This window comes from Novacetimonas sp. GS1, assembly GCF_036686925.1.
Lineage (GTDB): Bacteria > Pseudomonadota > Alphaproteobacteria > Acetobacterales > Acetobacteraceae > Novacetimonas > Novacetimonas hansenii.
Genome location: NZ_VSZP01000001.1, coordinates 778,249 through 793,833 on the forward strand (window position 1 = coordinate 778,249; position 15,585 = coordinate 793,833).

14 protein-coding genes and 1 pseudogene are annotated in these 15,585 nt (G+C 59.6%); 6 read left to right on the forward strand and 9 right to left on the reverse strand.

Annotated features, from left to right (window positions below):
* The first annotated feature begins 214 nt into the window (after window positions 1-214).
* Together FYB92_RS03500 and FYB92_RS03505 are read left to right on the forward strand one after the other, a co-directional pair.
* On the forward strand, window positions 215-400 hold the full coding sequence (locus tag FYB92_RS03500; protein WP_281649265.1) for a hypothetical protein: 186 nt from the start codon (window positions 215-217) through the stop codon (window positions 398-400).
* 526 nt (window positions 401-926) lie between these two features.
* Complete coding sequence (locus tag FYB92_RS03505; protein WP_332828967.1) at window positions 927-2,183, forward strand: sodium:proton antiporter; 1,257 nt, start codon at window positions 927-929, stop codon at window positions 2,181-2,183.
* A gap of 198 nt (window positions 2,184-2,381) precedes the next feature.
* Here the strand turns inward: FYB92_RS03505 and FYB92_RS03510 are convergent, their stop codons facing one another.
* A complete protein-coding gene (locus FYB92_RS03510; protein WP_332828179.1) occupies window positions 2,382-4,076 on the reverse strand; it encodes a DUF885 family protein in 1,695 nt (564 codons plus the stop codon).
* A gap of 255 nt (window positions 4,077-4,331) precedes the next feature.
* Here FYB92_RS03510 and FYB92_RS03515 point away from each other — a divergent pair, with 255 nt between their 5' ends.
* A complete protein-coding gene (locus FYB92_RS03515; RefSeq protein WP_332828180.1) occupies window positions 4,332-6,614 on the forward strand; it encodes a prolyl oligopeptidase family serine peptidase in 2,283 nt (760 codons plus the stop codon).
* A gap of 233 nt (window positions 6,615-6,847) precedes the next feature.
* Here FYB92_RS03515 and FYB92_RS03520 read toward each other — a convergent pair whose 3' ends face one another.
* Window positions 6,848-7,456 (reverse strand): glutathione binding-like protein, encoded by a 609-nt coding sequence (locus FYB92_RS03520; RefSeq protein WP_075596432.1) that lies wholly within the window; start codon window positions 7,454-7,456, stop codon window positions 6,848-6,850.
* A gap of 781 nt (window positions 7,457-8,237) precedes the next feature.
* On the opposite strand from FYB92_RS03520, the gene FYB92_RS03525 reads away from it, so the two are divergent.
* Entirely contained in the window at window positions 8,238-8,708 is a 471-nt protein-coding gene (locus FYB92_RS03525; protein ID WP_332828181.1) for a hypothetical protein, read from the forward strand.
* A gap of 287 nt (window positions 8,709-8,995) precedes the next feature.
* Here the strand turns inward: FYB92_RS03525 and FYB92_RS03530 are convergent, their stop codons facing one another.
* The 4 genes from FYB92_RS03530 to FYB92_RS03545 form a co-directional block, all read right to left on the reverse strand.
* A complete protein-coding gene (locus FYB92_RS03530) occupies window positions 8,996-9,325 on the reverse strand; it encodes a multidrug efflux SMR transporter (protein WP_003621659.1) in 330 nt (109 codons plus the stop codon).
* A gap of 463 nt (window positions 9,326-9,788) precedes the next feature.
* Entirely contained in the window at window positions 9,789-10,709 is a 921-nt protein-coding gene (locus FYB92_RS03535) for a restriction endonuclease (protein ID WP_332828182.1), read from the reverse strand.
* Entirely contained in the window at window positions 10,669-10,932 is a 264-nt protein-coding gene (locus tag FYB92_RS03540; RefSeq protein WP_332828183.1) for a hypothetical protein, read from the reverse strand. The genes FYB92_RS03535 and FYB92_RS03540 overlap by 41 nt, the downstream gene beginning before the upstream one ends.
* A 374-nt stretch (window positions 10,933-11,306) precedes the next feature.
* Entirely contained in the window at window positions 11,307-11,837 is a 531-nt protein-coding gene (locus FYB92_RS03545) for a hypothetical protein (protein WP_003621663.1), read from the reverse strand.
* A gap of 174 nt (window positions 11,838-12,011) precedes the next feature.
* Between FYB92_RS03545 and FYB92_RS15455 the strand changes: the two genes are divergently transcribed.
* Together FYB92_RS15455 and FYB92_RS03550 are read left to right on the forward strand one after the other, a co-directional pair.
* Window positions 12,012-12,353 (forward strand): STM2901 family protein, encoded by a 342-nt coding sequence (locus FYB92_RS15455; RefSeq protein WP_408902387.1) that lies wholly within the window; start codon window positions 12,012-12,014, stop codon window positions 12,351-12,353.
* Window positions 12,354-12,800: a DUF1493 family protein gene (locus FYB92_RS03550; RefSeq protein WP_332828184.1), complete on the forward strand. Its 447-nt coding sequence runs from the start codon at window positions 12,354-12,356 to the stop codon at window positions 12,798-12,800.
* A 63-nt stretch (window positions 12,801-12,863) separates the two neighbouring features.
* Here FYB92_RS03550 and FYB92_RS03555 read toward each other — a convergent pair.
* From FYB92_RS03555 to FYB92_RS03565, 3 genes and pseudogenes are all read right to left on the reverse strand, one after another.
* Window positions 12,864-13,616, reverse strand: a pseudogene (locus tag FYB92_RS03555) (IS5 family transposase).
* A gap of 145 nt (window positions 13,617-13,761) precedes the next feature.
* The gene (locus FYB92_RS03560) at window positions 13,762-14,859 is read right to left on the reverse strand and encodes a hypothetical protein (protein WP_332828185.1); all 1,098 of its coding nucleotides are present in this window, start codon (window positions 14,857-14,859) and stop codon (window positions 13,762-13,764) included.
* A 227-nt stretch (window positions 14,860-15,086) separates the two neighbouring features.
* Window positions 15,087-15,314, reverse strand: coding sequence for a hypothetical protein (locus tag FYB92_RS03565; protein ID WP_040511042.1), 228 nt, complete (start codon window positions 15,312-15,314; stop codon window positions 15,087-15,089).
* Between the last annotated feature and the right edge of the window lie 271 nt (window positions 15,315-15,585).

Below are 15,585 nucleotides of genomic sequence, written 5' to 3' on the forward strand. Positions count from 1 at the left end.
GTTTGATGACGGGGTACGCATGATGGCAATGGCGGGGAATCTGGGGCACCGCCCCCATGCATGGCGTGTTTTCCATGATGTCGGTCAAACATCCATATGCTGTTCGCACCGCGCAGTCATGCGCGGCGATGGCATGGAACTGTGGGGTGGTCATCCCCATAATATCATGACAGCAGGCCGCACTGGCCCGTCATGAACCATGGGGGATACAGACATGAGCAAGACCGTAGAAACGCAGGGTCCCGACGCACAGGGTAAGTTTTCCATCACCGTAAACGTGGGCGGCCTGACGACGACGCTTGGCGGCTTTTCGTCCAAGATGGAAGGCGATGACTATGCCGTGTCTTTCCTGCGCCGTGTCAAGGAACTGGCGAAGGAAGACGGACGCACCGTCGCCTGATCGACAGGGCAATCAGGCAGAAGGGGCCGGGTCCGAAAGGGTCCGGCCCTTTCTTTTGGGACATGGTTTGAAAACCAGAATAATACCTTAGAAACTGTTTGAAAATTCAGGATTAATAACATCCTGAAATCATAAAGGTTTTTGGTGAAGCTTTTTCCAAAAAGCTTCAGAAGACGCCGCCTTTTTCGATCAAAAGGCGGCCCCCAGAAACTTTTCTTTTTATCAATGATGTGTTTTCAAACAGTCTCTTTAGAAAATAACAAAACTTTTCAGGAAATATTTTCCAAAAAATCTTCAGAAGTTATTATACGATAAATATAAAAATGATAGTTGTGATTAAATGATGTATTGGTGAAATTTAAATTTTGCAATCAATGATTTATATTTTTACTTTTATTGAAATATCATATTATCCCAATGTGTTCTAAAAAAGTTTCCCCCAGATTTTTTATTTTTTAGCCGGATGTTTGTCAGGACGGGGCGGTTTTCCTTGACGAAGGATGTGGAAGCCGCCAGCAATGACGGCATGGATACCATCAGCCTCCTTGCCCTGCTCCTGACGCTTTCGGCAGGGTTCAGCATCCTTAATCACCACACATTACGCCTGCCGGTGACGATCGGTGTGCTGGTGTTTTCATTGCTGGCTTCCCTGCTGCTCATGATCCTGAACCCGTTGATCCCGTCTTATGACCTTCAGGCCCTTCCACGTTCTGTGCTGGGGGCCGTAAACCTGCCCACGTCACTTCTGAATGGCGCGCTGTCGCTCCTTTTGTTCGCGGGGGCCATGCAGGTGGATGTCGGGCACCTGCGCGCACGGCTTGCATCGGTGGCCGCCCTGTCGGTTCTGGGGACCGTGCTGGCCGTTGCCTTGTTATCGGTCGCGGCGTGGTCTGTCTTTGCCCTGCTGGGGCATGCCGTTCCCTTTGCATGGTGCATCGTCCTTGGCGCCATCCTGGCCCCCACCGACCCGGTTTCGGTTGTCGGCATGCTCAAACGCCTTGGGCTGCCGGGACCGCTCCAGGCGGTTTTCGCGGGGGAAAGCCTGTTTAATGACGGCGTGGGCGTGGTCATTTTCGGTGTGACCGTCGGGCTTGCCACCGGTGACAGCCATGGGGTCAGCGCGCTGGACATCGCCCTGAGCTTCTGCCGCGAGGCGATTGGTGGCGGCCTGTTGGGCGCACTGACCGGATGGGGCGTACTGTGTGTCATCAGGGGACAGCGGGACCCGCATATTGATCTGCTGGCGTCGCTGGCGCTGGCGACCGGAAGCTTCAGCCTCGCCGCCCACCTTGGCATGTCGGGCGCGATTGCCGTTGTCATGGCCGGGCTGTGCTTTGGCTCGGGCCATAACGGGGCATCGCGCGCGGAACTCGACATTCCATGGACACTGATTGACGAGGTGCTGAACGTCTTGCTGTTCATGTTGATCGGTTTTGAAATCCTTGAGATCACGCCACGCCTGTTTACGGTGCTGGCGACGCTTGCCATCATTCCGCTGTCGATTGCCGCGCGGGCATTGAGTGTGCTGCTGTCGATCCTGCCGGTCCATCTGCGGCATTGGGAACGCGGCCGTGCCCTTGGTATCCTGACATGGGGCGGGCTGCGTGGCGGGATCTCGGTCTCGCTGGCGCTGGGTCTGCCGGGGGGCGCGTTGCGCGACCTGCTGCTGCCTGTCTGTTATGGCGTGGTGGTGTTCACCATCATCGTGCAGGGATTGAGCATGGAACGGGTGGCCCGCCGGCTTTATCCCTCCGGCCATGCACATGGCCCTGACCCATCGTGATGAAGGTTGCTGGTGGTGCGGCGGGTGCCGTGCGCCACGGTTTCGCCATGGCCGTGTGCGGGTGTCGCCCTCTTGGGAAAAGGCGACACCCGGCACCGGTTTTGCGACATGGTCTGTTTTGCGACATGGTCTGGGGCCGGGCCATCCCGTCCCCGCCCCGTTCCCCCCGTCCCGTTCCCCTGTCCAGTCCCCCGGATTTTAGGGCGCGTTCGCCAGTGCCTGTGCCGGCAGCAGCGCTTCTTCCACCAGCGGCCATGGCACGATGCCGGTCGCGGCGATGCCCGCGAACGTGGTGCGGACATCGAACGGGCGTCCTGCGGCCTCCGCCTCATGCGCCTGTCGGGAAATCAACTGATCGAACATCAGCTTGCCGGTGACATAGCTGGTGCCGTATCCGGGCTGGCGCAGGTACAAAAGCTGTTCGAACCCGACAAGGGAACTGTTGGGATCGGAATAGCCGCGTGGCGTCCATGACGCATGGAACCGCCCCGCCGTGGCAAGGTCCATCTGGTTCGCCTGCACATACAATGACGCAAGCCCGCGCGCCGCACGGTTGGCCAGCATGATCCATACCAGTTCGCGCCCGCGCGGTTCGTGGTCATACAGGCCCGCCTGCATCACGATTTCCTCGTACGCGGTGGCGAACCCTTCGGATCGCGCGGCATAGATGTTGAACAGGGGCGCACCACGGCGGATCGGGTCGGGATTGGGATCGTCCTTGATCCGCGCCAGTTCCGTCCAGTGGATGTCATGGGAATAAAGCGGCCACGGGTCGAGTGCCGTGATCCTGAGGAAGAAATTGCGATCCCCCGGCGCGGTGTAATCCAGGGTCTGCGCCGCCATCGCCGCACGGTAATAAGGCTGGTCGGGCACCAGCCCCGACTTGATGATGAAATCGGTGAACTGCTGCATTTTCGTCGTGGCGTATTTGCGATAGGCCACGGCATTGTCAATGGGTTTCAGCGGCGGCAGGTTGCGGTTATGCAGTTCCTCCAGCCGCAGGGACGCCTGCGCGCGTTCCAGTTCGCGCCGTAACAGCGTAACCTGCTCGTCCCAGCTATAGGGGACAAGCTGCACATTTTTCATGTACCAGTTGTAATTGTCCTTGCCCACGCCGGACGGGCCGGTCTTGGTCGGGGCCTGGGCCGCGATCCAGTTCGCGAAATCCTGCGTCGCCGCCAGCGCCTTTTGCGCCGCCTTACGCACCTGCGGGCCCGCGCCCTCCAGGGTGGCGGCCTTCTGCCCCTCCAGGGTGCGCATCTTCAGCGATCCATCCAGCAGCGCGGACAGCACCTTGGCCTGCCGGCGGAAATCGCGGTCGCCATATTTCCACAGGTCGGCGGCGTTGCTTTTCGCCAGCCACCCATGCGCACGCGCCAGCAGCGTGGGCACCCCCGACAGGCGCGCGGCAAGGTCCTGCGCCGCCTGTGGCGAAAGTGGATAATCGTAATGGAACAGGTCGATCGTATCGGCCGACGGGCCTTCATGCGCGGGGACGTCGCTTTCCTCGGCAAAGATGGTGGCGAAATATCCGGGATCGCGCGCCCATGGGCGGCGCACCCGCAGGTCGAAATCCAGCCCGTTCATTTCAGCGGCAATCAGGCGCGCGTCGATATCGTCGTCGGTGGTCCAGCCTGTGTGATCCAGCGCGGCCAGACGCTTTTGCATCTGTTTCAGGCCGTCTTTTTTATGCGACAGGGCCTTTGCGTCATAATCCGGCGCCCCGTCGCGCTGTTCCGGCGTGGCAAGCGCGCGCCAGTCGGTAAACAACGTCTGTAGCTGTGCGCTGGTGGCATGTGCCGGGGTGGCCAGAATGTTGCATTGGGGCAACAAAATAATGGCCCCCGCGCACAGCAGGGCCTTTGCGCGGTGCCTGAGAATTTCTTGCAGCATTCCTGTTCCCGATCGTTACGATATGATGTCATACGTTGCCCGCACCGGATACAGGGTGTCAATTCCTGCCCGCGCGTGGTGGACATTTAAGGTGGTCTGGCGAATCTTTTCGCGCAAATCGTCACAGACGCCGGATTTGTTGAAAAAACCGGCATGGGTGGATGTCCATTACTTTCATCAATACCACGGGCGCAAATATTCCGGGCGCGGCAGAAACGATATTGCCATGCACCTCTGCGCGCCGTTAGATGGGCCATGATGAGAATCACCCGCCATGACACCGGCCATAACACCGGCCATAACACCCGCCATGGGCCATGCCGGCGGCCCGCCGCCCTTGTTCTGCTTGCATCCCTGCTGGCGGCGGCGCCTGCGCTGTGTGCCGCGCCCGTGGCGCATGCCGCGGCGTCAGATACACATCCGTCACGCCTTCCGCCGCCGCTGACGATTGCGGGCCTGTATGCGCAACAGAGCATCATCGGCACGTCGCCCGAACATTACGCCTGGTCGCGTGATGGCGCGCGTCTGGCCTTTGCATGGAATGACCATGGCACGGCGTTTCGCGACATCTGGGTGTACGAGGCCGAGACAGGCGTGGTGCAGCAGGTGACGCATATGGACGAGGCCGCCCATGGCAAGGCAAAGGGCGTGGGCGTGACGCAGCTTGCCTGGCTGCCTGACGGGCGCATGGCCTTTGTGATGGATGGCGCGTTGCGGGTGGCGGACCTGCATGGCCATGTGGGTGTGCTGGAAATCGTGCGCCATGGTGTGGGGCAGATATCGCCGTCGCCCGACGGGCGGTGGCTGGCGTTCGTGTCGGATGGGGCATTATGGCTGCGTGACATGGGGCAGGCCGCGTCCACACCCGCGCGCATCGTGGTGCCCGGTACCGCCGATGACGGTGTGGACCGGATGGAATGGAGCCCGGCCTCCGACCGGATTGCCGTCGTCATGGCCGATAACCGTGCCGTGCATAAGGTGGAAATTGATTACGACCATGATGGGCAGGTCCATCATGACCATGTGACCCGCGCGTTTCCCGGTGATCCCGATACCGGTTTCGCGGTCGGGGTGGTCGATGTCGCGGGTGGGGCGCCGCGCTGGATGGCGCGTGACAATGCGCAGGACCCGGTGTGGAATTTCGGCCTGTCGCCGGATGGGCGGTCCCTGTTCGTTAATCAGAGCGACCTGACGATCAAGCATCACGCCATCGACATTTACGACGTGCCAACCGGGCGGCGGCAGGTGTTCTACCGCTTTGCCGACCCGGCGCAGGTCCGCCCCGACTGGCAGGTGGCATGGGCGCCACGGGGGCAGGGGCTGGTCGTGTTGACCAACCGGTACGGGTATAACCAGCTTTATCACATTCCCACCATCGGCGCGCGTCCCCGCGCCATCACGCGCGTGATGCCGGGGCAGGGACCGTGGGAAATCGAATCCTTTGTGGCGGACCCGGTGCATGGGCGGCTGTATTTCACCGCAAACCAGACCGGCTATGCGCAGCGGCAGGTTTATCGCGTCGGGATGGAGGGCGGGACGCCCGAACTGCTGACCCGGACGCATGGCACGCATGAGGTCGTGTTTTCCCCCGGGTTCGACCATGTTGCCGACCGGTTCAGCAACGACATCACGCCGCCGGACCTGTATGTCGCGGCTCTGGGCGCGGGCACCCCGTCCTTTGGCCGTGTGACGCATTCCCCCCTGCCGTCGTTTGACGCGCGGCGATGGGCCGATGTGCGCTACATGGATTACAAAAGCCATGTGGACGGCGCGCTGCTGACCATGCGGGTCATGCTGCCGCCCGATTATGACGCCAGCCGCCGCTATCCCATGATCGTCGGGTCGGTTTATTCCGATGCGGTGCGTGACCAGTGGGGCGGGCGCAACGCCCATCCGACATGGGGGCTGGACCAGTATCTGGTGTCGCGCGGGTATATCGTCATCAATCCGGGCATCCGTGGCAGTTTTGGCCGGGGAAAGGCATGGAACCGCCCGATGCTGGGCCAGTACGGGGTGCTGGATGTCAATGACCTGCAGGACGGGGCGCGGTTCATGGTCGATCGCGGCTATGCCGATCCGGCGCGCATCGGCATCTGGGGGTCGAGCTATGGCGGGCTGATGACATTGATGTCACTGTTTACCAAACCCGGTTTTTATGCCGTCGGGGTGGCGGGCGCACCGGCCAGCAATGTCGCGCATGCCTATCCCGAACAGGAATGGATCATGGGGCCGCCCGCCGGGTCGGATTTCCCCGCGCGGTACCAGCGGCAGTCGGCGCTGTATCATACTGACGGCCTGCGCGATCCGCTGATGATCATCCACGGCACACGTGACGAGGTCGTGTTGTATGCCGATACCATGGCGATGGCGCAGCGCATGATCGCACAGGGTAAAATGTTCGCGCTTGTCACCCTGCCGGGTGCGAACCATCCGTGGGATATGGAAAACCTGCCCCAGACGCGCTTTGCCTATACCCAACTGGTGCGGTTTCTGGATCAGTACCTGCACCCGTCATCGGGGGCCGTGCCCGCACAATAGCGACGCACAGCCCCATAAGGGACTGTTTGAAAAGTCAGGCGCGATAACACCCTGAACTCATAAAGGTTTTTGGTGAAGCTTTTTCTAAAAAGCTTCAGAAGACGTCGCCTTTTTCGATCAAAAGGCAGCACCCAAAAACTTTTCTTGTTTTCAAACAATCCCCAGGGGGCACACCACCTGTCGCGCCCGTAATGGCCCGCGCCGCGCCCGTTGACGGATGCGCGGGCGCGGGATCAGGCCAGCCCTTCTTCCTTCAGCGCCTTTTGCGTTGCGGGGCGGGCGAATACCCGTTCGCGCAGGGCGCTGGCCTCGGGGTAGGGGGAGAGGTCCACATTGACGTGTGGCGCCCAGCTCAGGATCACAGCCAGCAGGGCATCGGCCTGCGTGAATCCAACCGGCAGCATATGGTCGTCGCCGCTGGCGCTCAGGATCGCCTCCACCTGTGTCAGGCGGCGCTTGATGTTGGCGAACTGTCGTTCACGCACCGTGTCGGGCAGGTCGGGCGCGAACAGCGGGGCAAAGGCGGCGTGTACGTCCTCGCAAAAGCCAATGGCCTCCAGCAGGCGATACTGCGCCAGTGAACCGGGGGCGGGATGCAGGGCCGCAATGTCAGACTGTGCGCCGATATAGGTCAGGACCGCCACATTCTGCGTCAGGACCTCGCCCGGTGCGACCTCCAGCGCGGGCACCGCGCCGCGTGGATTGATGCTGAGATAGTCGCCGCCGCTGGCGGTTTTCTTAGCCTTCAGGTCCACCCGTTCCACCTGATGGGGCAGGCCGGTTTCATTCAGGATGATATGCGCGGCAAGTGAACATGCGCCCGGGGCGTAATACAGTTTCATGGCGTGACTTCCTGTCTGTCTCGGTGGATCGGGGTGGCGTGTGGGCCGCCCCGTTCGGGATGTGAGGGTTGCACATGCCGTGCGCCGTGCAAAGTAACCCCCGACCGACAGGGGGGCCGCGCGGAGACCGCCGTGATGGGCCATGGAGCAAGGAAAATCGTCAGTAAGGCACGCTCTGGCAACATGGGCGGGAGCTTCTTGTGCGGTTTCCTATATTAGAGAGTGTTTGAAAACAAGTCATTGATAAAAAACAAGAAAAGTTTCTGGGTGCTGCCTTTTTTCAGAAAGGTGGCGTCTTTCGAAGCTTTTTGGAAAAAGCTTCACCAAAAACCTTTATAATTTCAGGATGTTATCGCGCCTGACTTTTCAAACAGTCTCTTAATGAATGAAATGGGCAGGTATAGGCACCGGAGTTGACGGGTTTCCCAAGGGGGGACGGCAGGATCGGGTTTTTGTGTCAATCGGGAACGTTTCCATCTGATGTGATTTTTTCAGAATACGAAGTTTCCCAAGGATTTTTGAAAAAAGATTGACCGGGAACCTTGATGATTTCAGTGGCGCGGCCCCTGCCTTTTCAGGTGGCGTCTTGCCATGCATACGCTTTGTTATTGAATGGGTGGGTACTCTTTCCGTTTCCTGATCGCCTGCCCGCCGGGCCGGAGGCGGATGCGGTGGGGAATGGTGGGACGTGCCATAGGATGGCCATCCCCGCGCCTTGTTCTGATCCGGGTTCTGGCGGATGATTGTGATGAAACAGGATCGACAGTGGAAAGACAGTAATATGAAACCCATCAGACTTGTGCCGGTGCTGGCAATGGCTGGCGCGTTGTGCGCGTGTGTCGGTCCGGGTGGGCCGGGCGGGTACGGCGGCAATTATTACGGCGGATATGATTATTACAGCGGGTATGGCGGTTATGGCGGCTATTACACGCGTGATTATTATGGTGGTTATCCGTCCTATGGCGATCGTGGGCGCGGCCGTGGCCCCGGTTGGGGCGGTCCGGGCCGTGGCGGCGGCCGTGATGGTGGCCGTGGTGGCCCAGGTGGCGGTTTTGGTGGTGGCCGTGGTGGCGGTTTCGGCGGCGGCAGGCAACCCGGTGGCCCCGGTGGCCCCGGTGGCCCCGGCGGCGGTGGCGGTCCGGGGGGCGGCGGCGGTTTCGGGGGGGGGCACGGCGGCGATCATGGTGGCGGGCCGGGCGGTGGCCCCGGCGGTGGGGGTGGTCCCGGTGGTGGCCATGGCGGCAGGCGATAAGGCCGTCCGCCCCCGCGCCCTTTTATGACGTTATGGTTGCAACGGGCTCATGCCCCCTGATGGGGACAATGAGTCCGACCATATCCTGACGCCCCTGCGATGACGATGGATGCGGCGTCGCGGGGCCGTGCGTGCGTCGCGTTCCCCCGGCTGCTTTTTCTGGCTGCTTTCCCTGATCGCTTCCTTGGGCGATCTCCTCCGGCGGCTTCCCCGGCTCGCTTCCCCGGGAAGCTTCCTCTGGCGGCTTCCTCTGGTCGCTTCTTCTGGCCGCTACCCCGGGCGGCGGATCAGTGGCCAGACCCGCCGGAACACAGGTTCATCACCATGACCCCGGCGATAATCAGCACCATGCCCCCGATGGCGGCAAGGTTGAGTTTCTGCCCCAGCCACACCCACGAGACGAGCGTGATGGCGACTGTTCCGACGCCGGACCAGATGGCATAGGCGATGCCGGTGGGAATGGTGCGCAGGGCCTGTGACAGGGCATAGAACGCGGTCAGGTATCCCACCACCGTCACGCATGACGGCATGCGCCGGGTGAATCCATCCGACAGGGTCAGGAAGAAAGTTGCCGTGACCTCCGCCCCGATGGCAAGCGCCAGATAGAGATAGGCCATGGTGGTGTCCTTCCCAACGGCCGGCGGGCACCATGCCCCGGCATACCGCGCCGCCTTTACAGGATTGGCGCGTTCCCGGCCATGTCAGCGACGGTAACAGTCCATGTCGGATTTTTTCTGAAATGAGGCATGAAACCTTCGCTTTCGTCAGGCTCTATATGTATAGAGGAGATAGGAGACATGAGCCATGAGCAACTCAGCACGCATGATTGCCCACCTTCTTATCAATATCCGTCGCATGCCGCGTGAAAAGCCGCTGCCGAACGACACAACGCGCAAACAGGACTAAACCCCGGAAAAAACCGGGATATTGGTCCGTGGCCGCAGCCTTTTTGCCGCTGGTTTTGCCGGGGGATTGGCATGCGGGCGACGCATGGAATCGGGGGTGCGTTATAACGCGCGTCCCGGCCACAAAAAACATAGTTTGACATAATCCCGGCCGCATGGCCGCCATCCGTGGGACTCAGGCCGTGACCGCCGGGGTGACGCCCTGTTTCAACCGGTGCGCAAGGCCACGCAGTTCGTCATGATGCAACAGCCATACGCCGTTGGTCCGTGCCAGTTGCCGCGCGGCGCGGGTATAGGCGGCGTTGGACACGACCACCGCCACCGCCGCATCATAATGGGCGCGCGCGGCGCTGATCTGCTGGACCGCGTCATTGCCGACCGTGCGACTGTAAAGCTTGCATTGCACCACTATACGCAGGCCCCGGCGCGTGGCGATGATGTCCGCGCCCTGATCGCCGCTGCCTACGGTGGTGTCGGCCTGCCACCCGTCATCGCGCAGTTCGGCGGCGCAGTACTGTTCGTATTCCAATGGGTCCATGCCCGGCCCGACGATATCGGGTCGTTGGGGCGTGCCGCGCGCGACCTGTTCGATGCGTGCCGTGACCCATAGGGCGATTCGGGGCCATTGCGCCGCACGTCCCGCCTGACGCAGGGCGGGGCGCATGATGGTTGCAATGAATTCATCACGTTCACGATGCCATTTTTCCGGTTTGACAACGCCATAACTGTTACGGCCCAACAACTGCCGCCGCCGCAGGCGCAACGTATCGGCATGCTGCATGACCAATGCGGCACAGATCGCGCGTGCGCGCCGTCGCCCCCACCATCGCACCATCAGGCGCAGTACCGGCCAGCCCACGGTAATCGCCACCCCCGCCGCGAATATTGCACGCCAGTGCAGGGCGTGCCGATGCGCGACCCACCCTCCGCCCGGCCCCTGCAACAGGGCCGCCTGCATGGCGGTGGCCCTGTTGCGCAGCCCGTGCCACAGGGCTGAAATACTACCTGATGAGGTATCGCGCGTAACATCATGCATGCGGAAATATACCGCGCGGTCATGGCGCCCGCCGTCCCCCCCGGCGCAGGGCGATGACATCCCCGTCCCTTTGCGCCAGTACCCAGCGTACTGCCGCACCCGCAGGGTGGCATCCCGTCCCGACGCGCCCATCCGACAGGTGCCGCGCGGCGGTGGCCGTTGCACATCCGATGGCCTGCGCCGGAACGCGATAGGCCACGGCTGCATCCCCACCGTCGGGTAGGGCCATGGCCGATCCTCCCCACAGGCCCATCACCATGGCCAGCGCACAAAGCTGGAGCATGTTCCCTTTTCGTACACATGTCATTCCAGACAGTTAGCCCACAATCTTCCACTTGGCGAGGGGAACTGCACGTATAACAGACGCAGCCTCCGGGCTCTGCCCGGCCCCGGCAGGGAGCGCGCTCCCTGCACCCTGATCTGTTAAAGGGGAGTCATGGTTTCCAAAGGGTAATACCCTTTGGTGGGGGTTTCGGGGGCAACGCCCCTGAATGCTGCACTTAAACAGACGCCCCCTCCGGGCTCTGCCCGGCCCCGGCAGGGAGCGTGCTCCCTGCACCCTGATCTGTTAAAGGGGAGTCATGGTTTCCAAAGGGTAATACCCTTTGGTGGGGGGTCGGGGGCAACGCCCCTGAATGTGCGCGGGATGAGCGAACCCTATAACCCATCGCACAGATTATTGGGGCACCCGGTATGAAGGAGTGCGCCATTTTCCGCCAGGCGTCGCGTGCTGTTGCTGTAAACGGTGATGGCCTGTGGGGTGTCGGCTTCGCTGCTGGTGAATTCGGGCTGTATGACGGCGATGTCCTGCCCATGGACGATCTGCACCCTGTGGATATCGTTGCAGTTGCCAAAAAATGCGGTGGGTGTGGCCATGCCGGAATCCACCCGCACGATGGAAAAACTGGCGGGACAGAGCGCATTGCCTGTCGAGGTCAGCAACAGGTAATCCGTATCGCCCACCTGCCCGACTTTTTCCACGAATAACGCACCGTTGCCCATCGCGCGTGGTGTCGTCGCCTGTCCCGCGATGGTCAGCGTTCCGCTGGAGGTATCGGCATCGCCGAACCGCGTCTGTGCATGATGCGGGTCCGGTGGGGGGCCGGGCAGGTATTGGGGCGGGGCGGCATGGACACTCCCGCCAGAGGACAGCAGCACCAACCATGCGAAAGTGAAATTCCTAAACATCCGCAATATATTCTACTTTTATGAAATATGATAATTCTTACATAAGGATATGGGTGCTTTGTAAAATGCACAATTTATTTAAAACAGGCATGTAAATTACATCTATTTTACAAAAATACAGAACCAGTATTGTCCTGTTGTGTAATGATCGCTGTATTGGCTTTTACGCGCGGCATGGTGGCAGGGGACGGCACAAGGCCCATGCATGGCAGTGCGGGACGAAACTACATAACAGTTCGAGGTAAATTTAACAAAGCCACAAAAGGAACTTCCGTTGCATCTATTGTAGCACGGAAATCTTTGCCATATGAAATAAAATATAGAATTCTTCCAGCGTTTACTGGGATTCCATTGATAAATTGCAAGTACATACTCACCAAAAAAATTGGAGTTTTTGTTGGGAGATCTGTACCTTATGTAGGTGTCGCTATCACCTTTTACGATGTATCGAAAATTGTTTATCATACTGTTCAGAAGTATAATCGGCTGGTTAAATCTGAAGATAGGATTTTTTAAATGGATATTATCTCAGAGGAACTAACAAAATTCTTAATTTCTGAAGAAAAAATTTCCGAAAAAGAAATTAAACCGTCAACAAGAATAGTAGAAGATCTTGGTCTGGATGGAATTGATGCTCATTACCTCATGGAATCTTATTCAGAAACGTTCTCAATCAAGGTAGGGGATTTTGATTTTCATCGATATTTTAATGATGAAACAGAGGTTTTCTCAATTATTCCTACCATCCTTTTTGTTTTCTTTCGATTTCTGATCTGGCAACGTTTAATGGGCAAACCAGCCCTCAACCTGACAACAGTGCCGGTCACATTGGCCATGCTTCAACAAGCAATAGACGATGGGGTCTGGAATTGCGCACGCATTGAATCTCTTGCTGGCACACAGGTTTATCCACCCCCCTCAAAAAATCCAGGGTGGTTTTCGCGCATTCGTAACAGGACATGAATAGACATAGTTTAGAATTATCGAACAAGTATATATCTTCATTTTTAAAGGGCGTGTTGGGAATTATCGTGAATTGATGATAGCGGCTGTGAGATAGATCATGGCTGCAAGGGATTTATCTGTCTTTTCGCTCCGTATGGCGATGCGCTTGAACTCCCTTGAGCTTGCAGAAGAAGTTCTCGATGAGATGGCGCGCCTTGAACAGGGCGGCATCGAACGTGCGCCTGTCGAGGCGGTTCTTGCGCTGGGGAATGACTACACAGGCCCCTTGCGCATGTAGGGCATCCACGATCCAGTGGGCATCAAACGCCTTGTCAGCAAGAAGCGCCTTGAAATCCGCCGGTTCCAGAAGGGGCGCAACCCCAACCGTGTCGTAATGCTGGCCGGGGATCAGCGTAAAGCGGACCAGATTGCCCAAGGCGTCGGTCATGGCGATGATCCTGGTCGACCATCCCGTCACACTGCGTCCTATCGCCTGGCTTCGGGTCCCCCTTTTGCGCCCTGGCCGTGGCGATGAACCCGAACCACCGTGCCGTCAATCATCGCATATTCCATGTCGGCATCGTCAGAGACGGCCTCAAAAATTTTCTGGAAAACTCCGGCTTTCGTCCAGTCGCTGTAGCGCGAGTAAACCGAGTTCCAATGCCCGAAATATGTCGGAAGGTCCCGCCATGGACTGCCCGTCCGCGCAATCCATAAGACTGCCTCGATAAAGAGGCGGTTATCCTTCCCGCTGCGCCCGCGATCCGTTTTCTTGCCAAGGCACAGCGGTTCCATCTTCGCCCATTGGGCATCCGTCAGTATCAAGCGATCCATAGGATCTTTGAAACACATCTGGGTCCTTTAGAAAACTTAATTCCAAACAGGCCCTGATAAAAACCCAGAAAATGAAGATTTATATTATCAATGGGTCGGTTTCAGGCTGTCTTTTCTCGGAATGACCCGCCTGCTGTTCCCACCGTCAGGGCGTCGCGGGTGGGGGCGTGGGATGGTCATGCGGCATGATGTCGTCACTGCCGGAGGAGCCGGAGACAAGCTGCCACTGCCTGCGATCATCCTGATAGCGTGAAAGACACATTTCCAGCGCCTGATATTTCTCCAGCCGTCCGACATCGCCCGCCATGCCCAGACATGCGGCCTTCAGGTCGCTGTCATAATGCGCCCACGCGGTGGAAAGGGCGGCCTCGCTTTTCTGTTCCGCCGTGATGCAGTCCGTATCGCTGTCCTGCATTTCCACATGTGCGCGGGCGCAGTTCTGCGCAATCGGATAATGCGGCAGCGCCACCATGCGCCCGTGCTGCGTGTCATAGGGGTGGTGGGCCAGCTTTTCGATATCCAGCGGCGGCGCGGCATGGGGGGTGGCGGCCGCAGGGCCAAGTGGCGGTGGCATCCACAGGGCATGGGCGGCGGCATATTCCCCCATCTGCGACAGGGCGTTGGCCGCCCCGGCAACGGAAAATGGCACGGGCGCGTGTTCGGGCGGCACAAGGTTGCCGGTGGTGACGGTGTGCAACTGCTGCATCAGGTCGGCCACGGCGTCGGGTTTCATGTCACCGCCCGCCGTATCCCACTTCCGCCCCTTGGAGAAGATCTGCATCACCAGTTCGAACTTGCCGATCACCACACCCGCCGTGGTGACGCCCGCCGGGTTGCGATAGCGTTTATGCAGGTCATGGACCGCCATCCCAAGCGAGCCGGACGCAGAACGATAGAACATGATGTCAAGCTGGTTCTGCCGGGATATGACCATCGGCTGTCCCTGCGCCCCGTCGGGGGAAAACGACCATCCGGCATCCTGGGCACCGCCCTGCGCGCCATCGCCCCCATTATCGCCCGGGGCCATGGCCGGGGCGGCATGTGCGGATCGGGCGGGCATCGCAATGGCGGGGAGGAGCGCAAGCCCCAGCCCTAATCCCAGCGCCACGGCCCGCAACGCGCGGGCAGGGATGGATACGGCAGGGGGCGACACGGCAGGGGGGGATACAACAGGGATGGGCACGACAGGCGTGGATGCGACGGGTGGGGTCGTGACAGAAAACACGACAGAAAAAATGCGCATCCCGACCTGTTTCCCTCCGTCTGGTGACACTGCCATGGCATGTGAGGCGCGCATGATAACCCGCCGCGGCCCCTGCCTCAATGGCGTGTAACGCAGCCCCGGCAGGCGCAGGCGTTGCAGCCCGATGGGAAAAAGGGGGCAAGGGGAAAACAGGGCCGCATGCAGGACAGAAAAGGGTGGCGTCAGGATACAGGCGACCGCATTCAGGGCGTCAGGGCGTCAGGGCGTCAGTGGGATAGGCGGGAATGGGGGGCGGTGTCCCCTTCATCCATCAGGTTCTGGATCGAATTGCGCACGCGCGCCCATGTGATCGCCATTTCCAGATCGCCCGCGCTGAAGCACATGCCGGATCGCAGGCCCGCAATGCCAGAGGCTCTGGCCCCGAACAGGCGGATCATCGACACTGCGTGCGCCACGGGATCATGAATATGAAAATCTTGTTTAGTGTTCTTCATTACCCTGCTCATGCCATAAAATCATGACCAAAATACGTTCACAATATGGCAACCCTGCATTGCCCGCGGAGCAGGACAACACGTCATGTCAGGTTTTACATGCCACGAAGGATTAAGGCGGCACAGCGCATATAAAACGTCACAGAAGCAGGCACTACCTTGCCTATGCCCTTTTTTCGTCAAGATAAAGTGACAATATATGTCACGTCATCAGGGGCGGGCGCGCAATGGCGCGGCAGGTCATGTCCCGGTGGTGCTTTTTGGGTCAACC

Bases quoted from the DNA above. Each gene is read 5' to 3' on its own strand.
- FYB92_RS03565 (WP_040511042.1), bottom strand. From the start codon at position 15,314: ATGAAGAACACTAAACAAGATTTTCATATTCATGATCCCGTGGCGCAC.
- FYB92_RS15455 (WP_408902387.1), top strand. From the start codon at position 12,012: ATGGTGGCAGGGGACGGCACAAGGCCCATGCATGGCAGTGCGGGACGA.
- FYB92_RS03550 (WP_332828184.1), top strand. From the start codon at position 12,354: ATGGATATTATCTCAGAGGAACTAACAAAATTCTTAATTTCTGAAGAA.
- FYB92_RS03530 (WP_003621659.1), bottom strand. From the start codon at position 9,325: ATGGCCTATCTCTATCTGGCGCTTGCCATCGGGGCGGAGGTCACGGCA.
- FYB92_RS03500 (WP_281649265.1), top strand. From the start codon at position 215: ATGAGCAAGACCGTAGAAACGCAGGGTCCCGACGCACAGGGTAAGTTT.
- FYB92_RS03525 (WP_332828181.1), top strand. From the start codon at position 8,238: ATGAAACCCATCAGACTTGTGCCGGTGCTGGCAATGGCTGGCGCGTTG.
- FYB92_RS03540 (WP_332828183.1), bottom strand. From the start codon at position 10,932: ATGCTCCAGCTTTGTGCGCTGGCCATGGTGATGGGCCTGTGGGGAGGA.
- FYB92_RS03560 (WP_332828185.1), bottom strand. From the start codon at position 14,859: ATGCGCATTTTTTCTGTCGTGTTTTCTGTCACGACCCCACCCGTCGCA.
- FYB92_RS03505 (WP_332828967.1), top strand. From the start codon at position 927: ATGGATACCATCAGCCTCCTTGCCCTGCTCCTGACGCTTTCGGCAGGG.
- FYB92_RS03545 (WP_003621663.1), bottom strand. From the start codon at position 11,837: ATGTTTAGGAATTTCACTTTCGCATGGTTGGTGCTGCTGTCCTCTGGC.
- FYB92_RS03535 (WP_332828182.1), bottom strand. From the start codon at position 10,709: ATGTCATCGCCCTGCGCCGGGGGGGACGGCGGGCGCCATGACCGCGCG.
- FYB92_RS03520 (WP_075596432.1), bottom strand. From the start codon at position 7,456: ATGAAACTGTATTACGCCCCGGGCGCATGTTCACTTGCCGCGCATATC.
- FYB92_RS03515 (WP_332828180.1), top strand. From the start codon at position 4,332: ATGATGAGAATCACCCGCCATGACACCGGCCATAACACCGGCCATAAC.
- FYB92_RS03510 (WP_332828179.1), bottom strand. From the start codon at position 4,076: ATGCTGCAAGAAATTCTCAGGCACCGCGCAAAGGCCCTGCTGTGCGCG.